9 protein-coding genes are annotated in these 11304 nt (G+C 69.8%); 1 reads left to right on the top strand and 8 read right to left on the bottom strand.

The window, feature by feature from the left end:
- From AB7U92_RS12405 to glyA, 8 genes are all read right to left on the bottom strand, one after another.
- Positions 1-2205: phosphoenolpyruvate carboxylase (locus AB7U92_RS12405; protein ID WP_428576979.1), on the bottom strand; the 2205-nt coding region annotated here is incomplete at its 3' end.
- An 11-nt stretch (positions 2206-2216) separates the two neighbouring features.
- A complete protein-coding gene (sucD, locus tag AB7U92_RS12400) occupies positions 2217-3107 on the bottom strand; it encodes a succinate--CoA ligase subunit alpha (RefSeq protein WP_428576977.1) in 891 nt (296 codons plus the stop codon).
- 15 nt (positions 3108-3122) lie between these two features.
- Positions 3123-4292 carry a malate--CoA ligase subunit beta gene (locus AB7U92_RS12395; RefSeq protein ID WP_428576974.1) on the bottom strand — a complete coding sequence of 390 codons (1170 nt, stop codon included), beginning with the start codon at positions 4290-4292 and terminating at the stop codon, positions 3123-3125.
- 27 nt (positions 4293-4319) lie between these two features.
- Positions 4320-4943, bottom strand: coding sequence for a methenyltetrahydrofolate cyclohydrolase (gene fchA, locus AB7U92_RS12390; RefSeq protein ID WP_428576972.1), 624 nt, complete (start codon positions 4941-4943; stop codon positions 4320-4322).
- Positions 4944-4946: 3 nt separating this feature from the next.
- The gene (locus tag AB7U92_RS12385; RefSeq protein ID WP_428576969.1) at positions 4947-5816 is read right to left on the bottom strand and encodes an NADP-dependent methylenetetrahydromethanopterin/methylenetetrahydrofolate dehydrogenase; all 870 of its coding nucleotides are present in this window, start codon (positions 5814-5816) and stop codon (positions 4947-4949) included.
- A 10-nt stretch (positions 5817-5826) separates the two neighbouring features.
- Positions 5827-6786 (bottom strand): D-2-hydroxyacid dehydrogenase, encoded by a 960-nt coding sequence (locus AB7U92_RS12380; RefSeq protein WP_428576966.1) that lies wholly within the window; start codon positions 6784-6786, stop codon positions 5827-5829.
- A gap of 2 nt (positions 6787-6788) precedes the next feature.
- A complete protein-coding gene (locus AB7U92_RS12375; protein WP_428576963.1) occupies positions 6789-7991 on the bottom strand; it encodes an aminotransferase class V-fold PLP-dependent enzyme in 1203 nt (400 codons plus the stop codon).
- A gap of 36 nt (positions 7992-8027) precedes the next feature.
- Entirely contained in the window at positions 8028-9290 is a 1263-nt protein-coding gene (glyA, locus tag AB7U92_RS12370) for a serine hydroxymethyltransferase (RefSeq protein ID WP_428576960.1), read from the bottom strand.
- A gap of 163 nt (positions 9291-9453) precedes the next feature.
- Between glyA and AB7U92_RS12365 the strand changes: the two genes are divergently transcribed.
- Positions 9454-11139: a formate--tetrahydrofolate ligase gene (locus AB7U92_RS12365; RefSeq protein ID WP_428576957.1), complete on the top strand. Its 1686-nt coding sequence runs from the start codon at positions 9454-9456 to the stop codon at positions 11137-11139.
- Positions 11140-11304: the final 165 nt, after the last annotated feature.

Below are 11304 nucleotides of genomic sequence, written 5' to 3'. Positions count from 1 at the left end.
CCGCTTCGCGGGGCGCGAGCCGATGTTCAGCAGCGCCAGTTCCTCGAGCGGCGACGAGCCGCGCAGGTAGGCCAGCAGCTGCGGCATCTCCATCAGCTTGCGGTAGCTGGCCCAGGCGGCGCCGGAGAGGGCCTCCATCGCCTCGTCGAACTCGTGGCGCGGCACCAGCGCTGCCTCGCGCTCGGACATCAGCACGTGCTGCAGCACCGAGGCGGCGAGCAGCTCGGTCTGGTAGTGCGCCGTGCCGCGGTTGGCGTACTTGGCCGAGACCACTTCGCCCTGCTCGGTGACGCGCAGCCCGCCGCGGATGGAGCCGGCCGGCAGCGCGGCGATGGCGCGGCCGGTGGGCGCGCCGCCGCGGCTGACCGAGCCGCCGCGGCCATGGAAGAAGGCGATGCGCACGCCCAGCGTCTCGCCCAGCCGGGTGAGCGCGGCCTGCGCCTTGTAGAGCTCCCAGTTGGCGGTGAGGTAGCCGCCGTCCTTGTTGGAATCGGAGTAGCCGATCATCACCTCCTGCACGTTGCCCTGGGCGCGCAGCGAGCGCTGCACCAGCGGCACGGCGAGCAGGTCCTTGAGCAGCACTCCCGCGCGCCGCAGGTCGGGGATGGTCTCGAGCAGCGGCACCACCGGCAGCGTGCAGCGCTCCACCGCCGCGGTGTCGTGGAACAGCCCGGCATGCTTGGCCAGCAGGTACACACCCAGCACGTCGGCCGCGTGATGCGTCATCGACAGGATCAGCGAACCCACCGCCTCGCGCTCGCCATGGCGGCGCATCTCAGCGATCTTGCGGAAGGTGGCCAGCGTCTCGCGCGCGTCGGCCGACAGGCGCCCGGTCTCGTCCCAGGCGCTGCCGGCGGTCTTGGGCACGGCCAGTTCGGTGAGCAGCCAGTCGCGCCAGGCAGGCGATTCGGGCGCGGGCGGCTCGGCGCCGGGGCGTTCGAGCTTCCACACCTCGGCCAGCGTGGCGTGGATGCGCTGCGAGTTCTCGCGCACGTCCAGCCGCGCGGTGGCGAAGCGGAAGCAGCGCACCTCGCGCAGCAGCGGTGCAACGAACGATTGCGCCAGCGGCGCCGCCCCCGCCTCCGACAGCGCACGCTGCATCAGCTCCAGGTCGGCGATCAGCTCGTCGGCGCTGGCGTAGGCACGCTCGCTGCCGGCCTCGCGCGCTTCGGCGCTGGCGATCGCCGCTTCCACGCGCAGCTTCATGCAGGCGAGAAACTGGCGGAACAGCTCGCCCGGGTTGCGCGCCGCGATGGCCTCTGCCTGGCCGCTGGCGGCCAGCGCCGCATCGAGCGCGACGCGGAATTCGTCGCTGGGCGGCAGCGCACGCTCGCTCACGCTCAGCTGCCGCGCGAGATCGTGCAGCCGTGTGCGGTAGCGGCGCAGCGCGGCCAGGCGCAGCCGCCACAGCGTGTTGCGCGTGACCGTGCTGGTGACGAAGGGGTTGCCGTCGCGGTCGCCGCCGATCCAGGAGCCGAAGCCGAACACCACTGGCAGCTCCAGCGGCTCGCCGGGGAACTGGCGCGCGAAGGCGGCCTCGATGCGGCCGTACAGCGCAGGCACCACGTCGAAGAGGTTCTCCTCGAAGAAGTACAGGCCCCAGTCGACCTCCTGGTCGACCGTCGGTCGGTCGAGCTTGAGCTCGCCGGTGAGCCACAGCACCTCGATCTCGTCGCGCACGGCGCGCTGCAGGTCGTCGCGCTCGCGTTCGGTCCAGCGCGGCGATTCGAGGTCGAACAGGCGCAGGTAGATGCGCCGGTGCCGCTCCAGCACCGTGACGCGCCGCGCTTCGGTCGGGTGCGCGGTGATCACGGGGCGAACGCGCAGGCTGCACAGTGCCTCGCGCACCGCCGTGGCGGAGAGGCCCTGCGCCGCGGCGAGCTGGAACACATGGGCGAAGGTGCCGGCCACGGCCGCATGGCCGCGCTGCCGCTCGACTTCACGGCGGCGGCGCATGTCGCGGTTCTGCTCCGCGATGGTCAGCAGCTGGAACCAGATCGCCTGCGCCTGGAGGGTGCGTGCGAGCAGCCGGTTGTCCATCGGCCCGGAGGGCTTCTCGCCGCGCAGCACGCGCGCGGCCTCGGGCTCGTGGCGGTCCAGCACCTCCAGCAGCGCGGCGCGCAGCAGCTCGGCTCGGCTGAGTGCATCGGCCGATTCGAGCGAAGCTGCCGATTCGTCCGCGTCGTGCAGATCGGCCAGCGGCATGGCGGCTCTCCTCAGCGCAGCGCGGCCAGCGCCTGCCCGACGGTGCTGCCCAGCTCGGCGGCGCTCGGCGCCACCAGCAGGCCGTACGACCGCATGATCTCGGCCTTCTCGGCCGCGCTGTCGCCGGCGGCCGAGATGATGGCGCCGGCATGGCCCATGCGCCGGCCCTTGGGCGCGGTGAGTCCGGCCACGTAGCCGACCACCGGCTTGCGCATGTTCTCCTTCACCCAGGCGGCGGCTTCCGCTTCCTGCGGACCGCCGATCTCGCCGATCATGATCACGGCCTGGGTCTCCGGGTCGGCCTCGAAGCGCTGCAGGTGGTCGAGGAAGGACGAACCGTTGATCGGGTCGCCGCCGATGCCCACGCTGGTGGTGACGCCGATGCCCAGCGCCTTCATCTGCGAGGCGGCCTCGTAGCCCAGCGTGCCCGAGCGCGACACGATGCCGACGTTGCCGCGCTGGTAGATGTGCCCCGGCATGATGCCCAGCATCGCGCGGCCGGCGCTGATGATGCCGGCGCAGTTGGGCCCGACGATGGTGGTGCGCTGATCCTTCGGGTAGCGGCGCAGGTAGCGCTTCACGCGCATCATGTCCTGTGCGGGAATGCCGTCGGTGATGATGCACACGAGCTTCAGGCCGGCGTCGGCCGCTTCCATCAGCGCGTCGGCGGCGAAGGGCGGCGGCACGAACACCAGGCTGGCCTCGGCGCCGGTGGCGGCCACGGCCTGCTTGACGGTGTCGAACACCGGCCGGTCGAGGTGGCGCTGCCCGCCCTTGCCGGGAGTGACCCCGCCGACGACGTTGGTGCCGTAGGCGATCATCTCCTTGGCGTGGAACGTGGCCTTGTCGCCGGTGAAACCCTGCACGATCACGCGCGTGGTTTCATCAATGAGGATGCTCATGTCGCGCTCCTTGGTTCAGGCGGCCAGTGGCTCGCGCGCGGCCCACACGGCCTTCTGCGCGGCCTCGGCCAGCGAGTCGGCGGTGAGGATCGGCAGCCCGCTCTCGGCGATGATCTTGCGGCCCGCCTCCACGTTGGTGCCGGCCAGCCTCACGATCAGCGGCACCTTCAGCCCGCACGCCGCCTGCACCACGCCCTGTGCCACCCAGTCGCAGCGGTTGATGCCGGCGAAGATGCTCACCAGGATCGCCTTGACGTTCTTGTCTGACAGCACCAGGTTGAAGGCCGTCTGCACGCGCTCGGGCGAGGCGCCGCCGCCCACGTCGAGGAAGTTTGCCGGCTCGCCGCCGGCGTACTTGATCATGTCCATGGTCGCCATCGCCAGGCCCGCGCCGTTGATGATGCAGCCGATGTCACCGGTCAGGCCCACGTAGTTCAGGCCATGCTGGTTGGCCATCGCCTCGCGCGGGTCTTCCTCCTGCACATCGCGCATCTCGGCGATCTGGCGGCGGCGAAACAGCGCGTTGTCGTCGAAGCTCATCTTGGCGTCGAGCGCCACCACCCGGTCGTCCTTGGTGATGACCAGCGGGTTGATCTCGACCATGGTCGCGTCGAGGTCGCGGAAGGCGCGGTAGCAGCCGAGGATGGTCTGCACCGCCTGGCTCACCTGCTTGAGGTTCAGGCCCAGGCCGAAGGCGATCTCGCGCGCCTGGAAGGGCTGCAGGCCCACCGCCGGCTCCACCTCGATCTGCAGCAGGGAATCGGGTTTGTCGCGCGCGATGTCCTCGATCTCCATGCCACCCTCGGCCGAGGCGATCACGCGGATGCGTTCGGCCTTGCGGTCGAGCACGAAGCCCAGGTACAGCTCGCGCACGAAGGGCTCGGCGGCTTCCACGTAAAGCCGGTGCACCACCTTGCCGGCCGGGCCGGTCTGGTGCGTCACCAGCGTGGCGCCGAGCAGCGCCTTGGCGGCGGCGGCCACGTCCTGGTAGGTGCGGCACAGCTTCACGCCGCCGGCCTTGCCGCGGCCGCCGGCGTGGATCTGCGCCTTCACCGCCCAGTGCCAGCCGCCGATCTCGGTGGCGGCGTACACCGCCTGGTCGGCGCTGTAGGCCACGCTGCCGCGCGGCACCGGCACGCCGAAGCCGGCGAGCAGTTCCTTGGCCTGGTACTCGTGGATGTCCATCGTCGTGTCCTTTCGCGCCGTTTCGCGTCAGCCCAGCTTGGCCGTCACCCGGGCATGGATGGAGTCGGTCAGGGCGCCGCACTCGTCGAGCAGCGCCGCGATTTCCGTCAGCGCGTGGTCCGCGAAGGTGCGGTCCTTCAGCTGCGGCACGTTGATGTTCACGTTCAGCGCCGCGCTGCGCAGCGCCGCCCAGCCGGCCAGGGCGCCCACGCCGACATCGCTGATGACGTTGGTGTTGCCGCGGTCGACCGCGCGGGCCGCGAGCCGGATCACCTCGGCGGCGGCGCGCGCGCACTCCAGCGGCGCCTGCGTCGCGCCCTTCAGCCCGTTCTGGATCGCGGCGGCGCGGTAGGCCTTCTCCTCGTCGGTGCCCTTGGGTAACTTGTAGGCGGACATCAGGCGATCGAAGGCCGACGCGTCGTCGCTGACCATCTCCTGCAGCGTCGCGCGCAGCGCCTCGGTCTGGCCGAGCAGCTCGCGCATGTCCTCCTCGACGGCTTCGTAGCCCTTCTTGCCGATGGTGAGGTGGCACACCATCGAGATCAGCGCCGCGCCCATCGCGCCCATCAGCGCGGCGGCTCCGCCGCCGCCGGGGGTGGGATCGCCGCCGGCCAGCGCGTCGAGGAAGGTGGTGTCGATCGCCGCGGTCATCGTTCAGCCCACCATCGTCTTGGCGACCGCGTGCAGCTCCTCGGCATCGAGCACGAGGTCGTTCTGCGCGAACAGCTGGCCGATGCAGGCGCGGTGCAGCGAGATCTTCAGTGCGCCGAAGCCGATCGCGCCGAATACCGTCTTGCCGTGGCGCTGCGCACCCTTGTCCATCATCTCGATGCCCTCGATGCCGAGCTGCGGCGTGGCGTTGGCATCGCACAGCAGCTCGAGGTGGCGGTGGTCGCGCCAGGCCGATTCGTCGAGCAGGTGCACGCCGGCCTTGCCGGTGGCCAGCGCGATCTGCGCGCCCTCGATGGCCTGGGCGCGCATGGCGTTGTCGAGCGCGGGGATGGCCTCCACGGGCACCCCGGCACGATCGCTCACCGCCTTGGCGGCGGCCTGCGTTCGCTCGGCCACGCGGCCGGTGATGGCCACGCGGGCGCCTTCGCGGGCCAGCATCAGCGCCGCGCGCTGGCCCACCGGGCCGGTGCCGGCCAGCACCACGGCGCGCTTGCCTTTGAGCGACTGGCCTGGCGCGGCGTGCACCAGCCAGGCCACGGCCGCGGCGGCGGTGGTGTTGGATCCGTTCGGGTCGAACATCACCGAGACGCGGAAGTTGGCGAAGAACTTGCGCTTCACCGCCTTGAGCAGCGCTTCGCTGGCGGCGATGTTGCAGCCGCCGATGAAGATCGCGGTGTTCTTCTTGTCCTTGGGCGCGCGCGTGAAGATCGCGCCGTCGACCAGCGGGCCGACGTTCTCCGGCGTCACGCCGCCGTAGCCGATCACATGGTCGGCGCCGCCGTCGTAGGCGACGACGTTGTCGAACACCGCCGGGTGCACGTCGGTGTCGATCTGGTAGAGCAGTTTCTTCACGGGGTGTCCTTCAGGTCACGAGGTGCTGCGGCTGGCCTTCGGCCCAGCGCTCGATGTTGTCGATCAGCTGGTCGGCCAGGAACTGCATCGCGCCGTCGCTGGCCCAGGCCACGTGCGGCGTCAGGATGAAGTTGTGGCGGCGGATGTCCAGCAGCGGGTGGCCGTTCTTCGGCGGCTCGGTGGTCAGCACGTCGAAGCCGGCGCCGGCGATCAGGCCTTCGTCGAGCGCGCGGATCAGCGCCGCCTCATCCACCAGCCCGCCGCGCGAGGTGTTGATCAGCAATGCCGTGCGCTTCATGCGCTTCATCTGCTCGTAGCCGATGAGGTTCTTCGTCGAGGGCGTGAGCGGGCAGTGCAGAGAGAGCACGTCGCTCTTCTCCAGCACCTCGTCCAGCGGCGTGAACTCCACGCCCGGTGCCTTGGGCGGCTCGTGGTCGGCGAACAGCACCTTCATGCCGAAGCCGCGGGCGATGGCCGCCGTGCCCTGGCCGATGGCGCCCTCGCCGACGATGCCCAGCGTGCTGCCGTGCAGATCGCCGATGGGGTGGTCGAAGAAGCAGAACGTCTCGGCGCGGTTCCACACGCCGGCCTCGACGTCGGCGCGATAGGCCAGCAGGCTGCGGCGCAGCGCCAGGATCAGCGCGAAGGCATGCTCCGGCACGGTGTGCACCGCGTAGTTGCGAATGTTGGCCACGGCGATGCCGTGCTCGCGGCAGTAGGGCACGTCGATCACGTCGTAGCCGGTGGCGGCCACGGCGATCATCTTCAGCGCCGGCAGCTGCGCCAGCGTCTCGGCACGCAGCGGCACCTTGTTGGTGATCGCCACCGTGGCGCCGGCCAGGCGCTCGACGATCTGCTCGGTCGAGGTCTTCGGGTGCTCGACGTACTGCTCGGCGCAGGCCGGGTGGCGCACGTTCGCCTTCAGCGACGCGCGGTCGAGGAAGACGACCTTGTGGGCGGCGGACGCCATGCTCACATGCCCCCGGTGGTGCCGCTGGCGCGGGCCTCGTGGGCGCGCCAGTAGCGCTGCGCCGCGGCGATGCCGGAGCCCGGCTCGATCGGCAGGCCGCAATCGATCATCGCCAGTTCCGCGCCGCCGATCGCCGACATCAGCATCAGCTCGTTGCAGTCGCCCAGGTGGCCGATGCGGAACACCTTGCCGGCCACCTTCGACAGGCCGGCGCCGAGCGACAGGTTGTAGCGGCGGAAGGCGCGGTCGATCACCTTGGCAGCGTCGAAGCCCTCGGGCACCACCACCGCCGAGACGGTGTCGGAGTACCACTCGGGCTTCTTGGCGCAGACGTTCAGCTTCCAGCCTTCCTGCACCGCGGCGCGCACGCCGCCGGCCAGGTAAGCGTGGCGCTTGAAGACGTTCTCCAGGCCCTCTTCCTCCAGCGCGATGAGCGCTTCCTTCAGCCCGTACAGCAGCGGCAGCGCCGGTGTGTAGGGGAAGTAGCCGTTCTTGTTCTGCGCCAGCATGTCGAGGTAGTCGAAGTAGCAGCGCGGCTGCTTCGCGCTGCTGCGGCGCGCCTCCAGCGCCTTCTCGCTGACGCAGGTGATGCCGAGACCGGCCGGCATCATCAATCCCTTCTGCGAACCCGAGACGCAGACGTCGACCTTCCACTCGTCCATGCGGAAGTCGATCGAGGCCAGCGAGCTGACTGCGTCGACCATCAGGAAGGCCGGGTGGCCGGTCTCGTCCATCACGCGGCGGATGGCGGCCACGTCGGAGGTGACGCCGGTGGCGGTCTCGTTGTGCGTCACCAGCACGGCCTTGATCTTGTGGCCGGTGTCGGCGGCCAGCGCGGCGCGGTAGCGGTCCACCGGCGCGCCTTCGCCCCATTCGCACTCCAGCACCTGGGCCTCGAAGCCGAGGCGGTGGCACATGTCGATCCACAGGTGCGAGAACTGGCCGAAGCGCGACACCAGCACCATGTCGCCGGGGCTCAGGCAGTTGGTCAGCGCCGCTTCCCAGCAGCCGGTGCCCGACGACGGGAAGATGAAGGGCGTGCCGGTGGTCGTCTTGAACACTTTCTTCAAGCCGGCCAGGCACTCCAGCGTGAGCTTGGGAAACTTGGGCGAGCGGTGGTCTTCCATCGGCACGACCATGGCGCGCAGCACGCGGTCGGGGATGTTGGTCGGGCCGGGTACGAAGAGGCCGTTACGTCCTGCCATGGGGTGTCTCCTGAAGGGTTCGTCAAGGGATGGGGTTCAAGGCCGGTACTGCGGGCCGTAGACCGGGAAGCGGCGGCACAGCGCGGTGACGTCGCCGGCCACGCGCGTGATCACCGCCTCGTTCTCGGGCGCCTCCAGCACGTCGGCCATCAGGTTGGCGATCTGGCGTGCCTCGTCGGTGCCGAAGCCGCGCGTGGTCATCGCCGGCGCGCCGATGCGGATGCCGCTGGTGACGAAGGGCTTCTCCGGGTCGTTCGGGATCGCGTTCTTGTTGACCGTGAGGTGCGCGCGGCCGAGCACGGCTTCCGCGGCCTTGCCGGTGATCTTCTTGGCGCGCAGGTCGAGCAGGAACACGTGGCTGTCGGTGCCGCCCGAGACGATGCGCAGGCCGCGCTCGGTGAGCGTCTCGGCCATGGCACGGGCGTTGGCCTTCACCTGCTGCTGGTAGCGCTTGAAGTCGGGCGACATCGCCTCCTTGAAGGCCAGCGCCTTGGCGGCGATCACGTGCATCAGCGGGCCGCCCTGGATGCCGGGGAAGATCATCGAGTTCAGCGGCTTCTCGAACTCGGCGCTCGACAGGATCAGGCCGCCGCGCGGGCCGCGCAGCGTCTTGTGCGTGGTGCTGGTGACGAAGTGGGCGATGCCCACCGGGTTGGGGTACTCGCCCGCGGCCACCAGGCCGGCGTAGTGCGCCATGTCGACGAGCAGGTAGGCGCCGTGGCGGTCGGCGATGTCGCGCAGGCGCTGCCAGTCGATCACGCGCGAGTAGGCCGAGGCGCCGGCCACCAGCATCTTCGGCTTGTGCTCGGCGGCCAGCTCGTTGACCTGCGCGTAGTCGAGCAGTTCGGTGTCGGCCTCCAGGCCGTAGGCCACGCTCTTGTAGATCTTGCCGCTGAAGTTGACGCTGGCGCCGTGCGTCAGGTGCCCGCCGTGGGCGAGCGACATGCCCAGGATGGTGTCACCCGGCTGCAGCATCGCCATGTAGACAGCGGCGTTGGCCTGCGAGCCGGAGTGCGGCTGCACGTTGGCGTACTCCGCGCCGAAGAGGGCCTTGGCGCGGTCGATCGCCAGCTGCTCGGCCACGTCGACGTGCTCGCAGCCGCCGTAGTAGCGCTTGCCGGGATAACCCTCGGCGTACTTGTTGGTCAGCACCGAGCCCTGCACGCGCATCACCTGCGGGCTCACGTAGTTCTCGGAGGCGATCAGCTCGACGTGGTCTTCCTGCCGCTGCCACTCGGCGCGCATGGCGCGCCAGAGTTCGGGGTCGATGTCGGAGATCTGCGCTTCGGGGTTGAACATCTGGGGCTCCTCGCTTCGGATGCGATGCAGTCTAGGAACGCATCCCGAGAAAAGCTCATGAGTTCTTCTTGCGGCGGGGCCAAGAAAAACCAATACCCGGATCGCGCGGGGGCGGCCCTAGGATCGTGCCGACCCACCCAACCCTCAGCGGAGGCAACGCAGCATGGCATCCGACATCGACATCGCGCAGAAGGCGAAGCTCCAGCGCGTCGCGGCGCTCGCCGCCGAGAAGCTCGGCATCCCCGACGAGCACCTCGAACCCTATGGCCACTACAAGGCCAAGATCTCGCTGGACTACCTCGACACGCTGAAGGGCCGGCCCGACGGCAAGCTGATCCTCGTCACCGCGATCAGCCCCACGCCGGCCGGTGAGGGCAAGACCACCACCACGGTGGGCCTGGGCGATGCGCTCAACCGCATCGGCAAGAAGACCATGGTGTGCCTGCGCGAGCCTTCGCTCGGGCCGGTGTTCGGCGTCAAGGGCGGCGCGGCCGGTGGCGGCTACGCGCAGGTGGTGCCGATGGAAGACATCAACCTGCACTTCACCGGCGACTTCAGCGCCATCGCGCTGGCCAACAACCTGCTCGCCGCGGTGATCGACAACCACATCCACCACGGCAACGAACTCGACATCGACGTGCGCCGCATCAGCTGGAAGCGCGTGGTCGACATGAACGACCGCGCGCTGCGCGACGTGACGATCTCGCTGGGCGGCACGGCCAACGGCTTCCCGCGGCAGGACGGCTTCGACATCGTCGTCGCCTCGGAGGTGATGGCGATCTTCTGCCTGGCTACCTCGGTGAAGGACCTGAAGCAACGCCTGGGCAACATCGTGATCGGCTACAGCCGCACCGGCAAGGCGGTGACCGCGCGCGACCTGAAGGCGCACGGCGCGATGACCGTGCTCCTGAAGGACGCGCTCAAGCCCAACCTCGTGCAGACGCTGGAGAACAACCCGGCCATCCTGCACGGCGGGCCGTTCGCCAACATCGCGCACGGCTGCAACTCGGTGATCGCGACGAAGGCCAGCCTGAAGCTGGCCGACTACGTGGTGACGGAGGCCGGCTTCGGTGCGGACCTCGGCGCCGAGAAGTTCATCGACATCAAGTGCCGCAAGAGCGGCCTGCGGCCCGACGCCGTGGTGATCGTGGCGACCATCCGCGCGCTGAAGTACCACGGTGGCGTCGACGTGAAGTCGCTGAACACCGAGAACGTCGAGGCGCTCGACAAAGGCATCGCCAACCTCGAACGCCACGTGCGCAACGTGCGCGAGCAGTACGGCCTGCCCTGCGTGGTGTCGATCAACCACTTCACGCACGACACCGAGGCCGAGCTCGCGCTGCTGCAGGAGCGCATGAAGCGCCACGAGGTGCCGGTGCTGGTGGCGCGCCACTGGGCCGAGGGCGGCAAGGGCGCGGAGGGCGTGGCCCGTGCGGTGGTCGAGCTGATCGAGAAGGGGCCGAAGGCCGCCGACGGCTTCCGCTTCGTCTACCCCGACGAGGCACCGCTGCTGGAGAAGATCGGCGCCATCGCCACCAAGGTCTACGGCGCGGCCGGTGTGAGCTGCGACACCAAGGTGCGCGAGCAGATCCGCAAGCTCGAGGAGGCCGGCTACGGCCACTACCCGGTGTGCGTGGCCAAGACCCAGTATTCCTTCTCCACCGACGCAACCGCGCGCGGTGCCCCCAGCGGCCACACCGTCAACATCCGCGAGGTGCGGCTGGCCGCCGGTGCCGAGTTCATCGTGATGATCTGCGGCGACGTGATGACCATGCCGGGCCTGCCCAAGGTGCCGTCGGCCGAGAAGATCGATCTCGATGAGGAGGGCAGGGTGGTCGGGCTCTTCTGAGCCCTGAGCCGAGCCGCAACGGGCGCGCTGTAACTTTTCGGGGACCCTGGGCGATTGGGGCTTCGAGGCGTGCTGCCGCCGGCAGCCCTCGTCATCCACCCCAAGGAGTCCCCGATGTCCACTTCCGTCAACGCCGCTTCCGCCGCCACCCTCACGCTCGCCCTG

The organism is Piscinibacter sp. (assembly GCF_050175855.1).
GTDB lineage: Bacteria > Pseudomonadota > Gammaproteobacteria > Burkholderiales > Burkholderiaceae_C > Piscinibacter.
The sequence above is the reverse complement of the archived record's forward strand: the minus strand, read 5'-3'. Positions and strand labels throughout refer to the sequence as shown.

Excerpts from the sequence above, each read along its gene's own strand:
- AB7U92_RS12365 (WP_428576957.1), top strand. The coding sequence starts at position 9,454 with ATGGCATCCGACATCGACATCGCGCAGAAGGCGAAGCTCCAGCGCGTC.
- fchA (WP_428576972.1), bottom strand. The coding sequence starts at position 4,943 with ATGACCGCGGCGATCGACACCACCTTCCTCGACGCGCTGGCCGGCGGC.
- AB7U92_RS12380 (WP_428576966.1), bottom strand. The coding sequence starts at position 6,786 with ATGGCGTCCGCCGCCCACAAGGTCGTCTTCCTCGACCGCGCGTCGCTG.
- AB7U92_RS12395 (WP_428576974.1), bottom strand. The coding sequence starts at position 4,292 with ATGGACATCCACGAGTACCAGGCCAAGGAACTGCTCGCCGGCTTCGGC.
- sucD (WP_428576977.1), bottom strand. The coding sequence starts at position 3,107 with ATGAGCATCCTCATTGATGAAACCACGCGCGTGATCGTGCAGGGTTTC.
- glyA (WP_428576960.1), bottom strand. The coding sequence starts at position 9,290 with ATGTTCAACCCCGAAGCGCAGATCTCCGACATCGACCCCGAACTCTGG.
- AB7U92_RS12375 (WP_428576963.1), bottom strand. The coding sequence starts at position 7,991 with ATGGCAGGACGTAACGGCCTCTTCGTACCCGGCCCGACCAACATCCCC.